Consider the following 19,851-nt stretch of genomic DNA (forward strand, 5'->3'; position numbering starts at 1 on the left):
CCCCCGGCCCCCGCGCAGACGGACGCCCGCCGAAGTCGACCGAGGGGCCCGACGCGGCCCCGCTGACCACACCGCGACCCCCGCTCCCAACGACACCCGGCCCGCCCTCACTAGGGTGGCCGGGTGTCGTGGCTGGAGATGGGTGCAGTGGTCCTCGCGGGGGTGTGGGCGGGAGCGATCAACACCCTCGTCGGGTCCGGGACCCTCGTGACCTTCCCCGTGCTGCTCGCTCTGGGGACACCGGCCGTCACGGCCAATGTCTCCAACTCCATCGGCCTGGTCGCCGGGGGAGTGAGCGGCACCATCGGCTACCTCCCCGAGCTCAAGGGCATGGGGCGGCGAGTCGCCCAGCTCGTGCCGATGTCCGTGCTCGGCGCGATCACCGGTGCACTGCTCCTGCTGTGGTTGCCGCCCGAGGCCTTCGAGGCGATCGTGCCGGTGCTCATCGGCATCGGGATCCTGCTCGTCATCTTCGGTCCCCGCCTGCAGGCGTGGACGAGGTCACGGCACGAGGAGGGCGGCTCGATGCCGACGAGCCACCTCGTCGCGCTCATGGCGGGCGTGCTCGTGGCCGGCGTCTACGGCGGCTACTTCGGTGCCGCCCAGGGCGTCATCCTCATCGGCCTGCTGTCGGCTCTGTCCACCGAGCCGCTGCAGTCCCTCAACGGTCTGAAGAACATGCTCGGCCTCTTCGTCAACGCGGTCGGCTCGCTCGTCTTCATCATCACCGCGCCGGACCTCATCGACTGGCGGATCGCCGCCCTCGTCGGGGTCGGCGCCATCGTCGGGGGAGTCCTCGGCTCCCGCTACGGTCGACGCCTGCCCCCCAACGCGCTGCGGGCCGTCATCGTCGTCGTCGGCGTCGCGGGCCTGGTGAAGTTCGTCTTCTTCCCGTGACCGAGATCCTGGACCCCACGATCCTCGCCCTCGGCGTCGTCGTCGCCATCGGGGCGATGGTGCAGTCGACGATCGGCTTCGGGATCGCGGTCGTCGCGGCCCCCTTCGTCGTCACGGCCCGACCCGATCTCATGCCGGCCTCGCTCATCGTCTGCGTCTTCTTCCTGCCCGTGCTGCAGCTGCTGGGCGGTGCGCGTGACATCGCGTGGCGTCATTTGGGGTGGGCCCTCGGCGCCCGGGTCCTCGCCACCCCGCTCGGGGTGCTGCTCGTCGCGGTGGCCCCGGCCGACGTGATCGCCGTGACCGTCGGCGTGCTCATCCTCGTCTCCGTCGCGGCCTCCGTGTGGGCGCTCGACATCCGCCTCGACCGACGCAACTCGGCCTTCGCCGGTGCCATCACCGGGGTCTCCGGGACCGCTGCGTCCATCGGTGGTCCCTTCTTCGCGCTCGTCCTGCAGCACGAGCGGCCCGAGCGGCTCCGGGGGACGCTGGCCGCCTTCTTCCTCATGGGCACCGTCATCGGCATGACGGGTCTGGCCATCGGGGGCCAGGTCGATGCCGAGGACATCCGTGTGGGACTGCTGTGGGCCCCCTTCGTCCTCGTGGGGCACCTGCTCGCCGGACCGGTGCGCCGACGGATCCGTCCGGAGACGGTGCGCCGGGGGGTCCTGGTCTTCTGCGTCATCGCGAGCGTCAGCGTCATCGCCCGGGCGCTCGTCTAGCCTGCTCAGGTGCCGATCACGATCACCGACCCCACCGACGAGCGGCTGCGGGACTTCGTCGGACTCACCGACGTCAAGCTGCGACGGGTGCTCGAGCCCGCCGGTGGGCTCTATCTCGCCGAGAGCGAAAAGGTCATCCGCCGGGCGCTGGTCGCGGGGCACCGGCCCCGGGCGCTGCTCATGGGGGAGCGTTGGCTCACCGACCTCGCCGACGTCGTGGCGGACGCCGAGGCCAACGGGGTGCCGGTCTACACCGGGTCGGCCGAGGTCATCGAGGGGATCACCGGCTACAACCTCCACCGCGGCGCGCTGGCCTCGATGCACCGTCCGCAGCTGCCGACGCTCGCGGAGGTGCTCGACGGCGCACGGCGGGTGCTGATCATCGAGGACGTCGTCGACCACACCAACGTCGGGGCGATCTTCCGCTCCGCGGCAGCCCTGGGCACCGATGCCGTCCTCGTGACGCCGCGATGCGCAGACCCTCTGTACCGCAGGGCGATCCGCGTCTCGATGGGCACGGTCTTCCAGGTGCCATGGACCCGGATCGAACCGTGGCCTGCGGGCATCGAGGACCTGCGGGAAGCCGGGTGGACCGTCGCGGCGCTGGCCCTGGCCGATGACGCGGTCTCGCTCGACGAGCTGTCCGCCGACCCGCCGGAGCGCCTCGCCCTCGTGCTGGGCACCGAGGGCGACGGGCTGGCCCGGCGTACCCTCGGGCGCGTGGACGTGACCGTGACCATCCCGATGGCCGGGGGAGTCGACTCCCTCAACGTCGCGGCCGCCGGGGCCGTCGCCGCCTGGGAGCTGAGGGTGCGATGAGCGCCGGTGCCGCCCGCCCGCAGTTCACCCCGACCCGCTGGCGCGAGGGCTATGCCGTGGCCGATGTCGACGACTTCCTCGACCGGGTCTTCCACGCGCTCTCGACCGGCCAGCCGGTGCCGGACGTCGCGAGTGCGGTCTTCCGCCCCACCCGCTTCGGCCAGGGCTACGACATGGCCGAGGTCGACGCCTTCCTCGACGAGCTCGCGGCGGGCCTGCCCGGTCAGTAGGGGCCGACCCGCCGCGCGGCGTGGGTGCTGCAGCGTCAGCTGCGGTACATGCCGGTGATGACGGCGCGCCCGATCGTGTGCTGGAGGTAGGTGAAGGCCGCAACGGTGCACGAGACGGAGTCGTCGATGCCCAGGTCGTCGGTGTCGAGCGCGTGGACCGCGAAGACGTAGCGGTGGGCGATGTCGCCCTGCGGCGGGGCCGCTCCGCCGAAGGCCTTGGTGCCGTAGTCGGTCGCGGTCATGAAGGCGCCCTCGGGCAGCTGCGTGCCGCCCTCGGTGCCGGCGCCCTCCGGGAGGGAGGTGGTGTCGGCGGGCAGCCCGACGACGGTCCAGTGCCAGAAGCCGGCGGGCGTCGGTGCATCCGGGTCGAAGCAGGAGACCGCGTAGCCCTTGGTCCCCTCCGGGGCACCCGACCAGCTGAGCTGGGGGCTGAGGTTGCCCCCGCTGAAGCCCCAGTCGTCGAAGACCTGGGCGTCGGCGAGATCGCCACCGTCGGTGAAGCTCTCGCTCGTCACCTCGAAGGAGGCCGTCGGCGGGAGGAGGTCGTAGGGGGCCGGTGCGGTCGGTCGCGTGAGGTCCATGACCCCGACCCTAGGACGTCACGGGCACGCGTCAAGGCGGCCCGCGGCGTCAGCGGACGAGGCGGTCGAGGAGCCGCTGCACCTCGGCGGCGGGGTCGTCGGTGAGCCCGCTGTGGACCGGCCCGGGTCGCACCACGGTGGACCGGGGGGCGCTCAGCCAGCCGAAGCGGCGCCCGTCGTCGCCGAGTCGCGGCAGCCCCGCCGCCCTCCCGGCCGGAGGCGACCTCGCAGACCGTCCGCAGCAGCGCGTCGAGCTCGTCGAGGTCGAGATCGGGGGCGAGCGCACGCACCCGGTCGGCGTCGACGGCGAAGGCGGCCTCGAGGTGGTCGGCGGACTGGCTGCGCAGGACGATGCCGACGTTGACGAACTCCTCGCGCTCGGCCCGGGGGACGCAGCGCAGGACGACGTACTGGTAGGGGTGACGGGTCATCGGCCACCTCCGGGGAGCCAGGCGGAGGGGTGGTCGCGGCGGGCCGTGAGGTGCTGCACGTAGGCCTCTCGGACCGCATCGGGCGAAGCAAGGTGCTCCCCGGTCTCGAGCCACTCCGAGGGGACGAGGTCGACGATGGCCGCGAGCACGTCGTCGGTGAGCCGAGCAGCCAGGTCCGCGTGGGTCGGGGCGAGGTCGTCGACGAGGTCGCCGAGGACGTGGTCGTTCACGTCGTAGTGCTGCCGGGCGAAGCGCTCGGCGTCGGGGGAGCGGCGGGCCCATGCGTGGTGGAAGTAGAGCGCGGCACCGTGGTCGATCACCCAGGGGTTGCCACCCCACACGAGGAGGTTGGGGTTGGCCCAGGTGCGGTCGATGTTGGCGGTGAAGGCGTCGAGCCAGACGATCGGTTCCGCCTGCTCGCGGGTCGCAGGCCGGCTGCCGTCGTAGCCGAAGCTGCCCGGCAGGTAGTCGAGACCGAGGTTGGTCCCGACGGAGGCCGTCAGCAGGTCCTGGACCTCCTCGTCGGCCTCGTAGCGGGCGATGTCGCGCGGCAGGTCGACGACGGCCAGGCGGGGGACCGGGACATCGAGGGCGCGGGCGATCTCGCCGACGAGCACCTCCGCGACGAGCACCTTGAGCCCTTGACCGGCGCCGCGGAACTTCACGACGTACATGCCGAGGTCGTCGGCGTCGACGAGGCCGGGGAGGGACCCCCTTCGCGCAGGGGACCGCAAATCGGGTCGCGGTGACGGTCTCGAGCACGGCCCAAGACTATGCACGGGTTGCCCCGACCCCCGACTTCAGGCAATGGTGGAAGGCATGCTTCCAGGACGCCGCCCGCCCCACGACTACCTCGGCACCGTGATCGGCACGCCCGACCCCGGGCTCGCCCGCTTCTACGCCGAGGTCCTCGGCTGGACGATCCACAGCGACGAGGAGGACTGGGCGACGATCGCGCCGGAGCGCTCTCACGTCTACCTCGGCTTCCAGCTCGAGCGCAACCACGTGGAGCCGGTGTGGCCGGCCCAGCCCGGTGATCAGCAGATGCAGATCCACCTCGACATCGAGGTGAGCGACCTCGAGGCCGCGGTCAGCGCCGCGCTGCGCCTCGGTGGCCGTCTGTCGGAGCACCAGCCGCAGGAGGAGGTCCGCGTGATCATCGACCCCGCCGGCCACCCCTTCTGCCTCTACGTCGGCGCACCCGAGCAGGCGGCGCAGACCCCGTCCTGACCGGTTCTCGAGGTGCGGGCGGGGTCGTGTCGCAGCGGATTTCGCACTCACGACATCCGCGTGTAAAGTTTCACGTCGTTGCCCCGGTGGTTCCCAACCGCCGGATGCACCACTCGTCCGGGTGGCGGAATTGGCAGACGCGCTAGCTTGAGGTGCTAGTGCCCGTATTAGGGCATGGGGGTTCAAGTCCCCCCTCGGACACTTGCGAGAGATCGCGAAGCCCCGGTCAGATCATGGATCTGGCCGGGGCTTCGTGGTTTCAGAGCGCGGATGACGCGGACCGCTGTGTGTTGGTCGGCGGAAGCGGGCCTCGTCGGGTAGTCAGGGCCGCTCAGTTGGGCTCAGGGGCGCGGGGCCGCACCGGACCTCTGGGTGCCATCTGGCGCCGCCGACCTGTGGTCTAGGTCAGGTGTGGCCGAGGGCGTTGAGAGTGGTGCCCCACAGCTGGGCGGGGTCGCTGAGGCCGAGGGTGCGACTGTCGGGGTGGTCGGGAGTGGCCCACCAGCCCGTGTCCGGGTCAAGCCGCTGGGGGTGCAGGTCGATCTCGCCGCCGGACGCCTGGGCGTGGATGCGGGTGGTCGCTGGGGTGGCCAGGTCAGCGGCGGTGACCCCGAGGGCGGCGGTGAGGGTGTCGAAGCTCGGGTCCGGCAGTACAGGGGAGTTGACACGTGCGTGCGCGAGAGCTTCGGCCAGGGCCTGACCGAGCTGCTCCGGGGCGTCGACCGGGACCGTGGTGATCCACCCGTTCGGGGCACTCCATGGGTCCGAGCGGATGGAGCTGAGAGCTTGGATGGCCCACTGGTCGCCGTGACGGGTCAGGATCGCTTCGGCGCGGTTGGGGATCCCCTCGACGGCAGCCCGGGGTGTGACGTCGTTCGCAGCGTCGTTGCCGGTGCTGTGGGTGACGACCTTCTTGCTGAGCTCGGCGGCTTCGGTGAGGGCTTCACGGGCTCGGGTCGCGATCTCGGTGGTGCCGCGCGCCGGGGTCAGTTCGTCGTGTCCGCTGTAGCCCCGTCCGGCGACGGTTTCGAAGGGGGTGAACAGGACGTCGTCGTCGATGAGGGTGATGGCGACATAGGTGGTGGCGGCTTCCATGGCGCGCCAGGTGGTAAAGCCGAGTTCGTCGCTGACGGGAGTGGCGTCGGTGGAGGCCGCTTTGGGGAGTTGGGCTGCTGGCTCTTTGCGGGAACGGGCCAGAGCGGCGCTGATGGCGTCAGCCAGTTCCGTGTCGGTGGAGGTGGTGGTGAGGTGATGGAACTGTCCGTTCGGGCGGTAACCCTTGGCCCATGAAAGAGAGCTGATGAGGAGGTGATCGCCGTGCTGGGTGATCTCTGCTCGGGGGTAGACGGGCATCAGGGGCGCTCCTTGACGACGATTTTCACGCCTTTGCTTTCAGCTCGTTCCATGGCTCGGTCAAGCCGTTCGGTCTGTTGCAGTGTGACTTTTAGCCTCGATCCACCGATCGCCGGCGCCGACAGCATCGACGACATGGCTCTGCTGCGTCACGGCGGGATGGGCAGGGTCTTCACAGGCGCCTACGGGAAGCCAGGACACGTCACATGGCCTGTGCTGCGGGCGTGTCGAGTTGGGTTGTCCAAGGGCGACGCAGGAGCGTCGACGCGACGTGCTGAGAGGTGGTTCCAGTCGAGCACTAGGACACCGGCTACAGGCATGGCGATAGGTCAGGAACGGCGTCGCTCCCTGCGCAGGAGGGAGCGCAGAGTCTCGGCGTTCGCGTAGCCGACTCGTAGCGCGATCTCGGCGGAGGTGAGGTCCGTGGTTGCTGAGAGGTGCCGAGCTCGTTCGATGCGAAGCCGTTGGACGAAGCCGAGCGGAGTGAGGTTGAGCGCCGCACGGACTCGTCGTTCGAGGGTGCGCCGGCTGGTGCCAAGTGACTGCGCGACGAAGGCGACGTTGAACGGTTCGTCCAGGCGGGCGCGCACGAAGCGTTCGAACTCGACGACGATCGGGTCCTCGTGCCGGAGATGTTCGTAGGCGACGAAGGCCGCCTGCGACGGGCGCTCGTCGATGATGAGGAGCTTGGCGACATGCTGGGCCAGGTCGGGGCTGATCGATCGCACGAGTGAGAGGGCGAGGTCGATGTGGGCGAACGCGGCGCCGGCGGTGACGAGGTTCCCGTCGGCCACGACCATGGTGTCGAGATCGAGGGCGACGGTCGGATAGCGCTTCAGGAACTCCGGCCCCAGGAACCAGCTGGTCGTCGCCCGCCGATGATGCATCCGTCCGGTCTCGGCGACGGCGAACACGCCGGTGCACGCCGCGGCGATCCGGGTGGTCGCCTCGTCGAGGCGCCCGAGCGAGGCGATGACCGAACGAGCATCTCGGCTCTGGAGGGCGTCGTTGGTAGCGGCGGCCGTGAGGGTTCCAAGCGCAGGGACGACGACCACGTCGAACTCTGCGGACTCCGACAGCGGGTGGTCCACCGACAGGGTCATCGATGCCGTCGTGGTCACTCGCCGTTTCGGTCCGAGGATGGCGAGTTCGATCGGGTCGATCCGCGGGTCGACATCGCCGCGGGCTCCGTCGGCCACCCGCACGATGTCGATGATCGACGCGACAGCCGAACCGAAGCAGCCGTCGATCGCGATCAGTCCGATACGCATGACGTAAACAATAGCAATACTGCCGTATACGCCACTCCCCACCGGCCCTCGCTCGTCATACGCTGAACTCGTCCCACGAAGAACCCCGATTTCAAGGAGAGTCCCTCATGTCCACACCCGCATCACTTCCGTATGCCTTCGTCGCCAAGATCGTCGCGGCCGATGGACAGCACGACGCGCTCGCCGATCTGCTCGCCGGCGCTGTCGCACTCGCCAACGAAGAAGTAGGAACGATTGTCTGGTTCGCGGTCAGGACCGACGCCGACACCTTCTGGATCTTCGATGCATTCCCCGACGAGGCCGCTCGCGACGCCCACGCCAACGGCGACATCGTCGCAGCCCTGATGGCCAACCAGCACCTCCTCGGCGCAGCACCCGAGATCCTGCCGGCCGACGTCCTCGCGTCCAAGCTCCCGTAGTCCGCCAACGCACGAGACGATCGCGCCCCGCCGAGCCGTCGCCAGGTCGCGACGCAACGCCATGCTGCGTTGCCGAGCGGTGCGAGGCCTATCGGCACACGGACAGGATGCCGGCCGCGAGCGCTCAGCCGGCAAGGGGTCCGTCGCACAGGAGAGCGACGTCGGTGTCGGGCAGAGCCGTGAGGCCAGCGCATCGCGCGACCACCAGAACCGAACAGCCCCTGACCTGCATTTCCGCAGGTCAGGGGCTGTTCGCCGGAGCCGCCTGTCGGAATCGAACCGACGACCTCATCACGTCGGCTTTGCGTCTATCGCTTGATGCGCCCACTGGCCGAACGAGCCGCTGACCTGCGCAAACGCCGAGCGTGGGGGACGCCATCCGGTGGTGACCGACGACGACCGACCAGTACCGACCGCTTCACCGGAGCTTGCGGCGGCGTCGAAGCCGAGCAAGCTCCATTCCTTTAGCTCACCGCACCCTCCTCCTCGCCGGTCCCGTCGTCGTCGAAGACGTTTCAGGGGTCTTCTCAGATGACGGTGTAGGTCGGCCGGGCGCGTCGGTCCGCAGATAGACGTCGAGGTCTCCCGACGACAGCGCGTTCTACGGATCAGCCCCCGTCGGGGCCGCGCTCGGCCGGCGCTGACGTCTCGGTCACTGTCCGCTTCGACAAGCGCGTCAAAGCCGCCATCGCCGCGATCATTGATGACGCCTGGACGCCCATCGAGTACACCGAAGCCGTGTTCGACGAGCCCACCAGCACGTGGGTCTCCCGGGCCGAGGTCGCCGAGATTCCCTTCACCGCGTTCACCTCGAGGAAGAAGGCCGAGCAGGTCGGTGGCCGGCTCGTGGTCCGCCGGATCCCGGACCTCAACCCGGCAGGCAAGGACGGGCAGGAGACGCTGTTCGACATCTGGCGCTTCCGCGCGTTCTTCACCACCATGATCGAACAGGTCCACGCCGACCTCAAGAGCTCTGCGCTGGCACACCTGCCGTCCGGGAAGTTCACCGCGAACGCAGCGTGGCTGGTGCTCGCCGTGATGGCGTTCAACCTCACCCGCGCCGCCGCCACCCTCGCCGGACCAGGCCTCGCACGCGCGATTACCGCCACGATCCGCCGCAAGCTCATCGCCGTTCCAGCTCGGCTCGCGTCCTCAGCCCGATGCGTGACCATGCATCTACCAACCGGCTGGCCATCGTGCTGTGGTCACGCTCTGCTGCGGTGGAAAACTCAGTCTCGTGCCCGCGAATAAGGCGCGTTCCGAGCGGCGAGCTCGCCCGCTGCCAGATCAAGCGGTGAGTCTCCTCACCGATGCCGGTTGGAACAAGAATGGGAGGCGGGAGCGCTGCAGGAGACATGGCTGATCTCTTCGAATCCCTGACCGTTGGCGCTTGGACGCTCCCGAACCGGCTCGTGATGGCACCGCTGACCCGCAACCGCGCCGAGGGCACAGTGCCGGGCGACCTCGCGGTGGGGTACTACTCCCAGCGCGCCTCGTCCGGCCTGATCATCACCGAGGGCAGCCAGCCCACCGCCGAGGGCCAGGGCTACTTGAACACGCCCGGCTTCCACACCGAGGAGCAGCTCGCCGGATGGCGCCGAGTGGCCGACGGCGTACACGCAAACGGCGGCCGCATCGTCGCACAGCTGATGCACGTCGGTCGCATCTCCCACCCCGACAACACCGGCGGTGAGGAGATCATCGCGCCGAGCCCGGTGGCGGCTCCCGACGAGATGTTCACCGCCGACGGGATGAAGCCGTATCCGACCCCACGAGAGATCACCGTCGAGGAGATCCCCTCAATCGTCGAGGGATACGTGCAGGCCGCCCGCAACGCGATCGAGGCCGGGCTCGATGGCGTCGAGGTGCACGCCGCCAACGGCTACCTCATCCACCAGTTCCTCGCGCCCGGCTCCAACCATCGCACCGACCAGTACGGCGGATCGCCCAAGAACCGGGTCCGCTTCGCCCTCGAGGTCACGCGTGCGGTCGCCGACGCGATCGGCGCTGACCGGGTCGGCATCCGCATCTCGCCGGCCCACAACATCCAGGGCGCCACCGAGGAGAACCCCGTCGACGTCGCCGCAACCTACCGGCTCCTGGTCGCGGGCCTGGCTCCGCTCGGCCTGGCCTACCTGAGCATTCTCGCCGACCCGAAGCAGGACCTGGTCCAAGAGCTGCGCCGCTCCTTCGGCGGCGTCGTCGTCGCCAACGACGGCTTCGGCGAGATCACCACGCGCGAGTCGGCGCAGGAGATCCTGGACAAGGGCCTCGCCGACGCGGTCGCCGTCGGGCGACCCTTCCTGGCCAACCCGGACCTGCCCGCCCGGTGGCGCACCGGCGCGGAGCTCAACGAGCCGAACCCCGACACCTTCTACGGCGGTGGCGCCGAGGGCTACACCGACTACCCGTTCCTCGACAGTTGATCTGACCCGAGCGAAACTTCCAGTACCTCCGACCTTCGCCCCGACCTAGGTCATCGGCAGTCGGAACGTCTCAACTCGCCGCCCGGGTGCACGATGACGTCAGCGACCTCGGCGTAGAGCACCGCAGTCTCGCCGACCACGACCTCGGGGTGCCCCAACTCTTGCGACCGCCATCGAATCTGACCCTTGGTGTTCCGATGTACTCGTTGCGTTCGTGCAGCTCCGCGTCCACGAGCGCCGCTCCGAGGAGGTGGCCTAACCGTGCGATGACGAACATCTGTTCGGCGTCGGGCTTAGTGGCGTGTCTCAGGACCAGCTGACCCGGTTAGCCGGACAACGCCGCGACGGCGGTCGTACACGTCCAATGGTCGCCGTGATTCTCGAAGAACGCGCGTTCCCCGGGCCGCAGGCTCGACGTCGTCGGGTGCCCGGGGGCCCAGATGGTCCACTCGTGATGTCGTTGGAACGTGACGTGAACCAGCTGGCAGCCGGTCACCGACTCCACCGCGTGAGCCAGCACTTCGATGACCTCGTCCACGTCGTGACGTCCAGCATCAGCATGGACATCACCAGCAGCTCATGGAGCCCGGTCAGGGCCCGCCGCAGGTCCAGTTCGTTGTCCGTCGCCGCAGTTTCAGTTGAGGGAGGCTCCGAGAAGGTCATCGCTGGATCCCTAGCCGGTCCGTTCGTACAGGGTGTTCTCCAGTACGAGACCGGACAGCCAGATTCGGGGGTGCACCCTCATGGCCTCGAAGACGACGCCGGTGCCCAAAGCGTCTATGTCGTAGAGGCACAGGATCGACTGGGGGTGCCGAGGGGCGAAGTCGTTGAGCCGGGCCTCGTAGGCGAGCAGGTCCGCGACCGCGGTTCCACCTCCATGTGATCCCTCGCTCCTCCGCGAAGGACAAGGACGGGCTGACCATCCCGTGGCAGCCCGGCGTGCCCGGTGATGCCGACGCGATCGCCGGGATCGGCGGTCGACTTGCTGTCGCTCTGGGGTAGGGGCTAGACGACTGGTCTAATACTTTGTAGGGTCGAGTCATGCTCGATGTCCGGGAGAACATCCTCGACGCCGGCCAGCGCGCCGTCGCACACAAGGGGTGGGCCGCCGTGGGGCTGACCGAGATCCTCGGCGCCGCCGGGGTGCCCAAGGGATCCTTCTACCACTGGTTCGCCTCGAAGGACGCCTTCGGTGAAGCGATGCTCCAGGCCTACTTCGCGACCTACCTGGCCGAGATGGACGCCACCTTCGCGCATGAGGACGAGACGGCGGTCGGCCGACTGATGGACTACTGGCAGGGCTGGCGCCGTACGCAGTCGCTGAACGACTGTGAAGGGAAGTGCTTGGCGGTCAAGCTGGGAGCAGAGGTCGCCGACCTCTCCGAGCCGATGCGCCGCGCCCTCGAGCAGGGCACGGGAGCGATCGTCGAGCGGATCGCCGCGATGCTCGAGGCGGGAGCCATCGACGGCTCGGTCGTCGCCTTCCGCGACTCCAAGGCCGTCGCGCAGTCGCTCTACGGCCTCTGGGTCGGCGCGAGCGTCCTGACGAAGATCCATCGTGACCCGACGCCCATGGATGACGCGCTCGCGCACACAGAACGGGTGCTTCGCCCGGCATGAAGATCTTCTCGCGCGGACGACCGGCCGCGCGGGCCAAACGGAGACGACCGGTCTATTGGAGGAATCATGAAGGTGCTCATCGTCCTGACGTCGCACGACCAGCTCGGCGACACCGGCAAGAAGACCGGCTTCTGGCTGGAGGAGCTTGCCGCCCCCTACTACCGGTTCAAGGAGGCCGGGTACGACATCACGCTCGCCTCCCCCGGCGGCGGTGAGCCGCCGCTGGATCCGAAGAGTAACGAGCCCGGGTTCCAGACCGACGACACGCGGCGCTTCGAGGCCGACTCCGAAGCCGTCGCGGCGCTTGCGAGCACGGTTCGGCTCGCGTCGGTCTCGGCTGCCGACTTCGACACGGTGTTCTACGCCGGCGGTCACGGACCGCTCTGGGACCTCGCGGAGGACCAGGACTCGATCCGCCTGATCGAGACGGCACTACGGGCGGAGAAGCCGGTGGCCCTGGTCTGCCACGCCCCCGGCGTACTGCGGCACACCACTAACGAGGACGGCACGCCCGTCGTGCGTGGCAAAAAGGTCACCGGCTTCACGAACTCCGAGGAGGTCGGGGTCGGGCTGGACGAGGTGGTGCCGTTCCTGGTCGAGGACGAGCTGGTCCGCCTGGGCGCCGACTACTCCAAGTCCGACGACTGGGCGCCGTACGTCGTCGAGGACGGGCTGCTCCTCACCGGGCAGAACCCGGCCTCGTCGGCCGCGACCGCGGACGCGCTGATCGCCAAGCTCGGCGCCTAGAGCGGCTCGAGAGCATTGAACACGAGTGCCTTGCCCCGGCGACTGTCGCGACGGAGTCCGCCATGCTGTCCCGTCCGGGTTCGCGGCGGCATTTCGACGTCGTCGACCCCAGCGAGGGGAGCGCACTGGCCACCGGCGACGGGCTGAACGCGAAGGACGCGCAGAGGCTGTCGACTGCTCTCGACCGGGCACGTGGCAGGGGCGCGTCGAGGAGCACCTGCGGGCAGTTGCACAACGCCGCGGGCGCCGTTGACCGGCAGCCCTGCCCGCTGTGTGGAGGCACCGGACTGCGCCGCGACGAGGTGGGAGTCCGCTACGGCTACGACCGCCGCGACACGAGCGGCGCGGGAGGCTGCAACGGGTGCCAGGGACTCGGCACGACGCTGCCCTTTCATGCGCAGGTGTGCTTCTCCCGCGAGCACGTCGAGGAGTTCGCGGGCTTTCTCCACGAGAGCGGGGGGTTCCAGATCCTCTGACCTCTGCTTACAGATCGGATCGGCCCCTCGCTCTTCGGAGCGGGGGGCCGTCGTCGTTTCGTCGCGCCGCGGTGTGGCCGCTCTGGTAGGACGGACCATCACACGAAGGGAGAGTGACGATGACCGACCCCCGCATCGAGCACGCGGCCGAGGTGGTCCGCCGTGCCGTGGCCGAGGTGACCTTCCTCGGGCTCGACGAGAGCCTGGCCGTGGCGGAGGCGCTGCGCGACGCCGGGTGCCTGCCCGACCCGGCGGTGGCCTGGGAGCAGGGCTTCGAGGCGGGCCGCGAGATGGCCCGGCAGTGGGGCGATGCGCAGTGGTGGACCCTCGGCGAGGAGCCGGCCAACCCCTACCGCGCCCCCTGACCACCACCCGGGGCACGTACGCTGCCGACATGAGCGAGACCACCGCGCCCGAGCAGGAGGTCGTGCGCATCTGCCGCGACCTGCTGCGGATCGACACGAGCAACTACGGCCCCGGCCAGGACGGCCCGGGGGAGCGTGAGGCCGCCGACTACGTCGTCGCCCAGCTACGCGAGGTCGGCCTCGAGCCCCAGGTCTTCGAGTCCGAGCCCGGTCGCACGACCGTGGCGGTGCGCATCGCCGGCGCCGACCGTGACCGCGGCGCCCTGTGCATCCACGGGCACCTCGACGTCGTGCCGGCGCACGCCGAGGACTGGAGCGTTCCCCCCTTCGACGGCGTGGAGCGTGACGGGTGCCTCTGGGGCCGCGGCGCGGTCGACATGAAGGACATGGTCGCGATGATGCTCGCCTGCGTGCGGCACCTCGCGCGGACCAGCACGGTCCCGCCGCGCGACCTGCTCTTCGTCTTCTTCGCCGACGAGGAGGCCGGTGGCGTCCTCGGCAGCCAGTTCATGGTCCGTGAGCACCGCGAGGTCTTCGACGGCGTCACCGAGGCGATCAGCGAGGTCGGTGGCTACAGCGTCACCGTCGACGACGCGAAGGGGGAGCCCCGCCGGGCCTACCTCCTCCAGACCGCGGAGAAGGGCATCGCCTGGCTCAGGCTCGAGGCGAAGGGCACGGCCGGTCACGGCTCCGTCCCGACCTCGGACAACCCGATCGTCCACCTCGCCGAGGCCATCGCCCGGATCGACGCCCACAAGTGGCCCCGTGAGTTCATCGCCAGCGTCCGCGGCCTGCTCGACGGGCTGAGCGAGCTCACCGGTGTCGGCTACAGCGACGAGGACGCCGAGGCGCTGCTCGAGCGGATCGGGCCGGCCGCCGGCTTCGTCCGCGGCGCGCTGCAGGACACGGCCAACGTCACCATGCTCGACGCCGGCTACAAGCACAACGTCGTGCCGCAGACCGCGAGCGCCTCGCTGGACTGCCGCTTCCTCCCCGGCCACGAGGAGGACCTCATGGCGACCATCCGCGAGCTCGCCGGCGAGCACGTCGAGGTCGTCGTCGACCACCGTGACATCTCGCTGGACGCGCCCTTTGACGGCGAGCTCGTCGACAGGATGCGCGCCGCGCTGCTCGGGGAGGACCCGGAGGCGACGATCCTGCCCTACTGCCTCTCCGGCGGGACGGACAACAAGGCGCTCGAGGCGCTCGGGGTCGTCGGCTACGGCTTCGCGCCGCTGCGGCTGCCCGCGGACCTGCCCTTCGCCCCGATGTTCCACGGGATCGACGAGCGGGTGCCGCTGGAGTCCCTGGAGTTCGGTGCGCGGGTGCTGTGGCGCCTCGTCGAGGACTGCTGACGTCCCGGCTCAGGGAGTGGGCAGCATCGGCGGGCGTGGCACGCGGATGATCTTGCGCCGCAACCATGCCCGCTGCTTGCCGCTCATGTAGACGACCGTGCGGTGCAGCTCCCACCGGCCGTACTCGGCGTGGTCGGCCAGCTCCTGACGGATCGCGGAGCGTGCGGCATCGCGCGGGAAGACGATCGTGCGGAACTCGTACTCAGCCATCGGTGCCATTGTCGCCCATGACCGGTAGCGTCATGCCCATGAGCGACCCGCGCCCCGCCCTGAACCAGCTGATCGCCGCCTTCGAGCGTCACCTCGAGGCCTCGTCCCAGCGTCGCGGCGAGGACGACCCGACGGTCGTCGCCGCCTACGAGGACCTGGCCGATGCCTTCGAGGCCTACGACGACGCCCTCCACGACGCGACCGGCGAGATGACCCCGCTGGTCGTCGTCGACGAGCAGTTCATGGTCGACGACGATGACGAGTCGGACGACGACTACGACGACGACGAGGACGACCAGTCCTACTCGGGTCTCGACGACGAGGACTACGACCGGGACGACGACCGGGCCTGAGCCCGGTGGCTCACAGCCAGCCGGAGCGCTTGAAGAGCCGGTAGAGCCCGAGGCAGATGAGCACCATCGCCAGCAGGGCCAGCGGGTAGCCGTAGTAGACCTCGTGGCCGGAGACGTCGACGCTCGCGGTGAGCTCGGGCATCCCCTCGAAGTTCATGCCGTAGACGCCGGCCACCATCGTCGGCAGCGCGGCCATCGCGGCCCATGCCGAGATCTTGCGCATGTCCTGGTTCTGCTGCACGCCGACGAGGGCGAGGTGCGCGTTGAGCACGTCGGAGAGCAGCCGGTCCTGGGACTCGGTGTTGTCGATGACGAGGGTGACGTGGTCGTAGACGTCGCGGAAGTACAGCCGCAGCTCGTCCGTCGGCACCGGGGTGTCGACCCCGATGAGCTGGGAGAGCGGACGGCTCAGCGGGACCGCGGCTCGCTTGAACTCCAGCACCTCGCGCTTGAGGGCGTAGATCTCCTCGGTGTCGACCTGCTCGTCGGGTGAGAAGACCCTGGCCTCGATGTCGTCGAGGTCGCGCTGCAGCTCGTCCTCGATGTCGAGGTACTGGTCGACGACGAAGTCGATGATCGCGTAGAAGACGCCCCACGGGCCGTGCTGCAGCGCCTCGTGGTCGTCGGTCTCGAGTCGGCTGCGCAGACCGGCGAGCGGGCTGGCCTCGCCGCGGCGGATGGTGACGATGTAGCCGGGGCCGATGAAGACCATGATCTCGCCGGACTCGACGTCGGACGTCGCCTCGACGTAGCGCAGCGGACGCAGCACGACGAAGTGTCCGTCGCCGTAGCGCTCGACCTTCGGCCGCTGGTCACCCTTGACCGAGTCCTCGATGGCGAGCGGGTGCAGCCCCAGCTGCTCGGACACCTCGTCGAAGGTCTCGGAAGATGGGTCGCGCATGCCGATCCACAGGAAGTCACGACTGCCCTGCGTGCGGATCTCGCGGAGGCTGGCTCCGATGTCGGTGCAGGGGAGGCGGCGCCCGTCGCTGTAGCGGGCCTGGTCGACGATCACCCGGGCATCGTCTCAGGCGCAGCGCCCGGGGCGCCTAGTGTGAGGGGCGTGGCGTACTGCATCCTCATCCGGCACGGACGGTCGACGGCCAACACGAAGGGAGTGCTGGCGGGCTGGACCCCCGGCGTCTCCCTCGACGACACCGGCCGGCAGCAGGCCGCCCGGCTCGTCGACCGGCTGGAGGACACCCCAGTCGTCCACGTCGCGACCTCGCCGCTGCAGCGCTGCCGCGAGACGGCCGAGCCACTGCTCGCGGCGCACGGGCTGGAGGCACAGGTCCACGAGGGCCTGGGGGAGTGCCGCTACGGCGCGTGGACCGGTCGGGCCATCTCCGAGCTCGCCAAGGACCCGCTGTGGCGGGTCGTGCAGGACACGCCGAGCCGGGTGACCTTCCCCGCCGGCGACGACTACGACGGTGAGTCGATGCAGGCGATGTCCGACCGAGCCGTCGCGGCCGTCCGAGAGATCGATGCCGCGGTCACGGCCGAGCACGGTGCGCACGCGGTGTGGGCGGCGATCAGCCACGGCGACGTCATCAAGGCGGTGCTCGCCGACGCCGTGGGCACCCCGCTCGACGACTTCCAGCGGCTGCACGTCGACCCAGCCTCCATCTCCGTCGTGCACTACACCGAGAGCCGGCCGATGCTGCTGCGCAGCAACGACACCGGCAGCTCCGCGCTGAAGCCGCCGCCCCCTGCTCCGGACACCCCGGCAGCGGGGGACGCGGTCGTCGGCGGCGGGGCAGGACTAGGGTCGACGTCATGACCGTCGTCGAGTTCGACCCCCCGGAGCGCTTCGTCCTGGGCACCGTCGGCCCACCCGGGCAGCGGACCTTCTTCCTGCAGGCCAGCGACGAGAGTCGACGCGTGCAGGTCTCGCTCGAGAAGCTGCACGCCCAGGTCCTCGCCGAGCGCATCGGGGAGCTGCTCGACCAGGTCGCCGGGCTCGAGGCGACCGTCGCGGCCGCGGCAGAGGCGGCCGACAACGCCCCGCTCGACACCCCGATCTCCGAGGACTTCCGCGTGCAGGCCCTCGCCCTGTCGTGGGACGACGACCGGCACGTCGTGCTCATCGAGGCCCACGACCACGACCCCGACGAGGTCGACGAGCTCGAGGCCACGCCCGACCTCAACAGCCTGCGGGTGTCGCTGGGGCCGGCGCAGGCGCGTGCCTTCGCCCGCCGGTGCGAGACGGTCGTGCGCGCCGGGCGTCCGGCCTGCCCCTTCTGCGGTGGGGCGGTCGACGCCGACGGGCACATCTGCCCGCGTGCCAACGGCTACAAGCGCTGACGGTGGCGTCACCCCCTTCGCTCACCGACGGGGAGCTCGTCGTCCTCGGACGGCACCCGTTGGCGAGCAATGCCGTCTTCGTCGCCGAGGTGCGCTCAGCCGGCGGGCCCGCGGTGACCGTCGCCTACAAGCCGGTCGACGGCGAGCGCCCGCTGTGGGACTTCCCCGACGGCTCGCTCGCCGCCCGCGAGGTCGCCGCGTGGCGCATCGACGCCCTCGGCGGCTTCGGGCTCGTGCCCCGAGACCGTGTGGCGCGACGGACCGGCCGGGCCGGGCTCCGTCCAGCGGTGGCTCGGTGAGCCGACGAGCCTGTGCCCGACGCCGGTGGCCGTCACCCCACCCGGTGCCGTGCCCGAGGGCAATCTCGTCGTCCTCGAGGGGGAGGACGAGACCGGTGCGCCCCTGCTGCTGTCGCACCCCGACGACTCCCGGCTGCGTTCGATGTCCGTGCTCGACGCGGTGCTCAACAACTCCGACCGCAAGGGCGGTCACGTGCTCGAGCACGACGGAGGCTTGTGGGGGATCGACCACGGAGTGAGCCTCCACGAGGACCCGAAGCTGCGGACCGTGCTGTGGGGCTGGGCAGGTGACCCGCTCACTGCTGGGGACCTCGAGCGCCTGTCGCGTCTCGACGGCGAGCTGTCGCGACCCGAGGTGGTGGCCGAGCTCGTCGAGCTCATCACGCCGACCGAGATCGAGGCGCTGCGGGGCCGCGTCGAGAGCCTGCTGACCACAGGCTCGCACCCGGTGCCCACCGGCGACTGGCCGGCGATCCCGTGGCCTCCGCTGTGAGGCCGCACCGCGTCTCGGGCGCTGGCGTGATCACCTCGCCGACCTCGTAGGCTGTCCGGGTGAGAGCCTGGCCTGCACCCCACCTGCCCGTCGTCCCCGGAGAGCCGATCTCCCTTCGCCTCCACGACGTGGCCCGGGGCGAGGTGGCCCCCGTCGAGCCCGAGGGCACGGCGAGTCTCTACGTGTGCGGCGTGACGCCCTACGACACGACGCACATGGGGCACGCGGCCACCTACGTCACCTTCGACGTCGTCGGTCGCGCATTGCGCGACGGTGGGCGCGCGGTGACCTACGTGCAAAACGTCACCGACGTCGACGACCCGCTCTTCGAGCGGGCCGCGCGCGACGGGGTCGACTGGCGTGACCTCGGCAGCGACCAGATCGCCCTCTTCCTCGAGGACATGACCGCCCTCGGCGTCATCCCGCCGGACCACTTCATGGGCGTCATGGAGTCGATGCCGACGATCATCGCCGCGGTCCAGCGGCTCGTCGCGCTCGGGGTGACCTACGAGGTCGTCGAGGACGGCGTCCGCGACACCTACCTCGACCTGGCCGCCGCCGGCGGACTGGGCGAGCTGAGCCACCTCGACCGCGAGACGATGCTCGCCTTCTCCGCCGAGCGCGGTGGCGACCCGGAGCGTCCCGGCAAGCGCGACCCGCTCGACCCGATGCTCTGGCGCGGCGAGCGTCAGGGCGAGCCCGCCTGGGACGCAGGCGAGCTCGGCCGGGGGCGTCCCGGCTGGCACATCGAGTGCACGGCGATCGCCATGGAGCACCTCGGTGACCACGTCGACGTCCAGGGCGGCGGGACCGACCTCGTCTTCCCGCACCACGAGATGTCGGTCGTCCAGGCCGAGGCGATCACGGGGGAGCGGCCCTTCGCCCGGCACACGGCGCACCAGGCGATGGTCGCCTACGACGGCGAGAAGATGAGCAAGTCCAAGGGCAACCTCGTGCGGGTGTCGACCCTGCGCTCGGAGGGCGTCGACCCGATGGCGATCCGCCTCGTCCTGCTGGCGCACCACTACCGCGGTGAGTGGGAGTGGACGGCCGAGGACCTCACCCGCGCCCAGGAGCGCCTCGAGCACTGGCGCGCCGGGCTCTCCACCGACGGTGGCCCCGATGCGACCGCGACCATTGCCGCGATCCGCGAGGCCGTCGCCGACGACCTGGACACCCCACCGCGCTGCGGCGGTCGACGCCTGGGCCGAGCAGTCGCTCGCGGCCGGGCGAGGTGCCGCTCCGCGCCG

General features: G+C 70.2%; 26 protein-coding genes, 1 tRNA gene and 1 pseudogene. 20 read left to right on the forward strand and 8 right to left on the reverse strand.

Annotated elements, in window-relative coordinates:
• Nucleotides 1-123 precede the first annotated feature (123 nt).
• Genes AC2W7J_RS05235 through AC2W7J_RS05250 form a run of 4 tightly spaced genes read left to right on the forward strand, consistent with a single transcriptional unit; the run spans nt 124 to nt 2,668 of the window.
• Nucleotides 124-897, forward strand: coding sequence for a sulfite exporter TauE/SafE family protein (locus tag AC2W7J_RS05235; protein ID WP_255183465.1), 774 nt, complete (start codon nt 124-126; stop codon nt 895-897).
• Complete coding sequence (locus tag AC2W7J_RS05240) at nt 894-1,619, forward strand: TSUP family transporter (RefSeq protein WP_485981673.1); 726 nt, start codon at nt 894-896, stop codon at nt 1,617-1,619. Before AC2W7J_RS05235 ends, AC2W7J_RS05240 begins: the two co-directional genes overlap by 4 nt.
• Nucleotides 1,620-1,628: 9 nt before the next feature.
• Nucleotides 1,629-2,438: a TrmH family RNA methyltransferase gene (locus AC2W7J_RS05245; RefSeq protein ID WP_485981674.1), complete on the forward strand. Its 810-nt coding sequence runs from the start codon at nt 1,629-1,631 to the stop codon at nt 2,436-2,438.
• Nucleotides 2,435-2,668 (forward strand): DivIVA domain-containing protein, encoded by a 234-nt coding sequence (locus tag AC2W7J_RS05250; RefSeq protein WP_421008324.1) that lies wholly within the window; start codon nt 2,435-2,437, stop codon nt 2,666-2,668. The genes AC2W7J_RS05245 and AC2W7J_RS05250 overlap by 4 nt, the downstream gene beginning before the upstream one ends.
• 35 nt (nt 2,669-2,703) lie before the next feature.
• Here the strand turns inward: AC2W7J_RS05250 and AC2W7J_RS05255 are convergent, their stop codons facing one another.
• From AC2W7J_RS05255 to AC2W7J_RS05265, 3 genes are read right to left on the reverse strand one after another with little or no spacing between them, the layout of a single operon-like run.
• Complete coding sequence (locus AC2W7J_RS05255; RefSeq protein WP_421008323.1) at nt 2,704-3,249, reverse strand: YbhB/YbcL family Raf kinase inhibitor-like protein; 546 nt, start codon at nt 3,247-3,249, stop codon at nt 2,704-2,706.
• Nucleotides 3,180-3,680 carry a DUF3037 domain-containing protein gene (locus tag AC2W7J_RS05260; RefSeq protein ID WP_485981675.1) on the reverse strand — a complete coding sequence of 167 codons (501 nt, stop codon included), beginning with the start codon at nt 3,678-3,680 and terminating at the stop codon, nt 3,180-3,182. Before AC2W7J_RS05260 ends, AC2W7J_RS05255 begins: the two co-directional genes overlap by 70 nt.
• A complete protein-coding gene (locus AC2W7J_RS05265) occupies nt 3,677-4,354 on the reverse strand; it encodes a HipA family kinase (RefSeq protein WP_485981676.1) in 678 nt (225 codons plus the stop codon). Before AC2W7J_RS05265 ends, AC2W7J_RS05260 begins: the two co-directional genes overlap by 4 nt.
• A gap of 145 nt (nt 4,355-4,499) precedes the next feature.
• Here AC2W7J_RS05265 and AC2W7J_RS05270 point away from each other — a divergent pair, with 145 nt between their 5' ends.
• Both AC2W7J_RS05270 and AC2W7J_RS05275 read left to right on the forward strand, forming a co-directional pair.
• Nucleotides 4,500-4,910: a VOC family protein gene (locus AC2W7J_RS05270; RefSeq protein ID WP_485981677.1), complete on the forward strand. Its 411-nt coding sequence runs from the start codon at nt 4,500-4,502 to the stop codon at nt 4,908-4,910.
• A 115-nt stretch (nt 4,911-5,025) separates the two neighbouring features.
• Nucleotides 5,026-5,111 (forward strand) — tRNA-Leu (locus AC2W7J_RS05275).
• A 204-nt stretch (nt 5,112-5,315) separates the two neighbouring features.
• On the opposite strand, the gene AC2W7J_RS05280 is transcribed toward AC2W7J_RS05275, so the two are convergent.
• The gene (locus tag AC2W7J_RS05280) at nt 5,316-6,263 is read right to left on the reverse strand and encodes a hypothetical protein (protein WP_485981678.1); all 948 of its coding nucleotides are present in this window, start codon (nt 6,261-6,263) and stop codon (nt 5,316-5,318) included.
• Nucleotides 6,264-6,592: 329 nt separating this feature from the next.
• On the reverse strand, nt 6,593-7,534 hold the full coding sequence (locus tag AC2W7J_RS05285) for a GlxA family transcriptional regulator (RefSeq protein ID WP_485981679.1): 942 nt from the start codon (nt 7,532-7,534) through the stop codon (nt 6,593-6,595).
• Nucleotides 7,535-7,641: 107 nt separating this feature from the next.
• Between AC2W7J_RS05285 and AC2W7J_RS05290 the strand changes: the two genes are divergently transcribed.
• From AC2W7J_RS05290 to AC2W7J_RS05300, 3 genes and pseudogenes are all read left to right on the forward strand, one after another.
• Complete coding sequence (locus AC2W7J_RS05290) at nt 7,642-7,953, forward strand: putative quinol monooxygenase (protein WP_421009278.1); 312 nt, start codon at nt 7,642-7,644, stop codon at nt 7,951-7,953.
• 590 nt (nt 7,954-8,543) lie between these two features.
• Nucleotides 8,544-9,204 (forward strand): annotated as a pseudogene (locus tag AC2W7J_RS05295) (transposase); the annotation flags it as partial.
• A 104-nt stretch (nt 9,205-9,308) separates the two neighbouring features.
• On the forward strand, nt 9,309-10,379 hold the full coding sequence (locus AC2W7J_RS05300; protein ID WP_485981680.1) for an alkene reductase: 1,071 nt from the start codon (nt 9,309-9,311) through the stop codon (nt 10,377-10,379).
• 673 nt (nt 10,380-11,052) lie between these two features.
• Here AC2W7J_RS05300 and AC2W7J_RS05305 read toward each other — a convergent pair.
• The gene (locus AC2W7J_RS05305; RefSeq protein WP_084452087.1) at nt 11,053-11,232 is read right to left on the reverse strand and encodes an MEDS domain-containing protein; all 180 of its coding nucleotides are present in this window, start codon (nt 11,230-11,232) and stop codon (nt 11,053-11,055) included.
• A gap of 188 nt (nt 11,233-11,420) precedes the next feature.
• Here AC2W7J_RS05305 and AC2W7J_RS05310 point away from each other — a divergent pair, with 188 nt between their 5' ends.
• The 5 genes from AC2W7J_RS05310 to AC2W7J_RS05330 all read left to right on the forward strand — a co-directional run bounded on the left by AC2W7J_RS05310 (nt 11,421) and on the right by AC2W7J_RS05330 (nt 14,942).
• Entirely contained in the window at nt 11,421-11,999 is a 579-nt protein-coding gene (locus AC2W7J_RS05310) for a TetR/AcrR family transcriptional regulator (protein WP_485981681.1), read from the forward strand.
• Between the two features lie 66 nt (nt 12,000-12,065).
• Nucleotides 12,066-12,746 carry a type 1 glutamine amidotransferase domain-containing protein gene (locus AC2W7J_RS05315; RefSeq protein ID WP_485981682.1) on the forward strand — a complete coding sequence of 227 codons (681 nt, stop codon included), beginning with the start codon at nt 12,066-12,068 and terminating at the stop codon, nt 12,744-12,746.
• A 62-nt stretch (nt 12,747-12,808) separates the two neighbouring features.
• Nucleotides 12,809-13,222 carry a hypothetical protein gene (locus AC2W7J_RS05320; protein WP_485981683.1) on the forward strand — a complete coding sequence of 138 codons (414 nt, stop codon included), beginning with the start codon at nt 12,809-12,811 and terminating at the stop codon, nt 13,220-13,222.
• 119 nt (nt 13,223-13,341) lie between these two features.
• Nucleotides 13,342-13,587, forward strand: coding sequence for a hypothetical protein (locus tag AC2W7J_RS05325; protein ID WP_255183457.1), 246 nt, complete (start codon nt 13,342-13,344; stop codon nt 13,585-13,587).
• 29 nt (nt 13,588-13,616) lie between these two features.
• A complete protein-coding gene (locus AC2W7J_RS05330) occupies nt 13,617-14,942 on the forward strand; it encodes a M20/M25/M40 family metallo-hydrolase (protein ID WP_485981684.1) in 1,326 nt (441 codons plus the stop codon).
• Nucleotides 14,943-14,951: 9 nt separating this feature from the next.
• Here AC2W7J_RS05330 and AC2W7J_RS05335 read toward each other — a convergent pair whose 3' ends face one another.
• Nucleotides 14,952-15,152, reverse strand: a complete 201-nt coding sequence (locus tag AC2W7J_RS05335; RefSeq protein WP_421008320.1) for a DUF5703 family protein — start codon at nt 15,150-15,152, stop codon at nt 14,952-14,954.
• A gap of 38 nt (nt 15,153-15,190) precedes the next feature.
• On the opposite strand from AC2W7J_RS05335, the gene AC2W7J_RS05340 reads away from it, so the two are divergent.
• A complete protein-coding gene (locus AC2W7J_RS05340; RefSeq protein ID WP_485981685.1) occupies nt 15,191-15,505 on the forward strand; it encodes a primosomal protein in 315 nt (104 codons plus the stop codon).
• Between the two features lie 10 nt (nt 15,506-15,515).
• Here the strand turns inward: AC2W7J_RS05340 and corA are convergent, their stop codons facing one another.
• Complete coding sequence (corA, locus tag AC2W7J_RS05345) at nt 15,516-16,520, reverse strand: magnesium/cobalt transporter CorA (protein ID WP_485981686.1); 1,005 nt, start codon at nt 16,518-16,520, stop codon at nt 15,516-15,518.
• A gap of 48 nt (nt 16,521-16,568) precedes the next feature.
• Between corA and AC2W7J_RS05350 the strand changes: the two genes are divergently transcribed.
• The 5 genes from AC2W7J_RS05350 to mshC all read left to right on the forward strand — a co-directional run.
• Nucleotides 16,569-17,285 (forward strand): MSMEG_4193 family putative phosphomutase, encoded by a 717-nt coding sequence (locus AC2W7J_RS05350; protein ID WP_485981687.1) that lies wholly within the window; start codon nt 16,569-16,571, stop codon nt 17,283-17,285.
• Nucleotides 17,282-17,809 carry a DUF3090 domain-containing protein gene (locus AC2W7J_RS05355; RefSeq protein WP_255183452.1) on the forward strand — a complete coding sequence of 176 codons (528 nt, stop codon included), beginning with the start codon at nt 17,282-17,284 and terminating at the stop codon, nt 17,807-17,809. Before AC2W7J_RS05350 ends, AC2W7J_RS05355 begins: the two co-directional genes overlap by 4 nt.
• 2 nt (nt 17,810-17,811) lie before the next feature.
• On the forward strand, nt 17,812-18,108 hold the full coding sequence (locus tag AC2W7J_RS05360) for a hypothetical protein (RefSeq protein WP_485981688.1): 297 nt from the start codon (nt 17,812-17,814) through the stop codon (nt 18,106-18,108).
• On the forward strand, nt 18,056-18,601 hold the full coding sequence (locus tag AC2W7J_RS05365) for an SCO1664 family protein (RefSeq protein ID WP_485981689.1): 546 nt from the start codon (nt 18,056-18,058) through the stop codon (nt 18,599-18,601). The genes AC2W7J_RS05360 and AC2W7J_RS05365 overlap by 53 nt, the downstream gene beginning before the upstream one ends.
• Before the next feature lie 59 nt (nt 18,602-18,660).
• On the forward strand, nt 18,661-19,851 hold a 1,191-nt coding region (gene mshC, locus AC2W7J_RS05370), incomplete at its 3' end, for a cysteine--1-D-myo-inosityl 2-amino-2-deoxy-alpha-D-glucopyranoside ligase (RefSeq protein ID WP_485981690.1).

This window comes from Janibacter sp. CFPM2_SD2, assembly GCF_057364645.1.

Bases quoted from the DNA above. Each gene is read 5' to 3' on its own strand.
- AC2W7J_RS05310 (WP_485981681.1), top strand. From the start codon at position 11,421: ATGCTCGATGTCCGGGAGAACATCCTCGACGCCGGCCAGCGCGCCGTC.
- AC2W7J_RS05320 (WP_485981683.1), top strand. From the start codon at position 12,809: ATGCTGTCCCGTCCGGGTTCGCGGCGGCATTTCGACGTCGTCGACCCC.
- AC2W7J_RS05315 (WP_485981682.1), top strand. From the start codon at position 12,066: ATGAAGGTGCTCATCGTCCTGACGTCGCACGACCAGCTCGGCGACACC.
- AC2W7J_RS05260 (WP_485981675.1), bottom strand. From the start codon at position 3,680: ATGACCCGTCACCCCTACCAGTACGTCGTCCTGCGCTGCGTCCCCCGG.
- AC2W7J_RS05300 (WP_485981680.1), top strand. From the start codon at position 9,309: ATGGCTGATCTCTTCGAATCCCTGACCGTTGGCGCTTGGACGCTCCCG.
- AC2W7J_RS05355 (WP_255183452.1), top strand. From the start codon at position 17,282: ATGACCGTCGTCGAGTTCGACCCCCCGGAGCGCTTCGTCCTGGGCACC.
- AC2W7J_RS05290 (WP_421009278.1), top strand. From the start codon at position 7,642: ATGTCCACACCCGCATCACTTCCGTATGCCTTCGTCGCCAAGATCGTC.
- AC2W7J_RS05255 (WP_421008323.1), bottom strand. From the start codon at position 3,249: ATGGACCTCACGCGACCGACCGCACCGGCCCCCTACGACCTCCTCCCG.
- AC2W7J_RS05270 (WP_485981677.1), top strand. From the start codon at position 4,500: ATGCTTCCAGGACGCCGCCCGCCCCACGACTACCTCGGCACCGTGATC.
- AC2W7J_RS05265 (WP_485981676.1), bottom strand. From the start codon at position 4,354: ATGTACGTCGTGAAGTTCCGCGGCGCCGGTCAAGGGCTCAAGGTGCTC.
- AC2W7J_RS05330 (WP_485981684.1), top strand. From the start codon at position 13,617: ATGAGCGAGACCACCGCGCCCGAGCAGGAGGTCGTGCGCATCTGCCGC.
- AC2W7J_RS05250 (WP_421008324.1), top strand. From the start codon at position 2,435: ATGAGCGCCGGTGCCGCCCGCCCGCAGTTCACCCCGACCCGCTGGCGC.
- AC2W7J_RS05340 (WP_485981685.1), top strand. From the start codon at position 15,191: ATGAGCGACCCGCGCCCCGCCCTGAACCAGCTGATCGCCGCCTTCGAG.
- AC2W7J_RS05280 (WP_485981678.1), bottom strand. From the start codon at position 6,263: ATGCCCGTCTACCCCCGAGCAGAGATCACCCAGCACGGCGATCACCTC.
- AC2W7J_RS05325 (WP_255183457.1), top strand. From the start codon at position 13,342: ATGACCGACCCCCGCATCGAGCACGCGGCCGAGGTGGTCCGCCGTGCC.
- AC2W7J_RS05285 (WP_485981679.1), bottom strand. From the start codon at position 7,534: ATGCGTATCGGACTGATCGCGATCGACGGCTGCTTCGGTTCGGCTGTC.
- AC2W7J_RS05335 (WP_421008320.1), bottom strand. From the start codon at position 15,152: ATGGCTGAGTACGAGTTCCGCACGATCGTCTTCCCGCGCGATGCCGCA.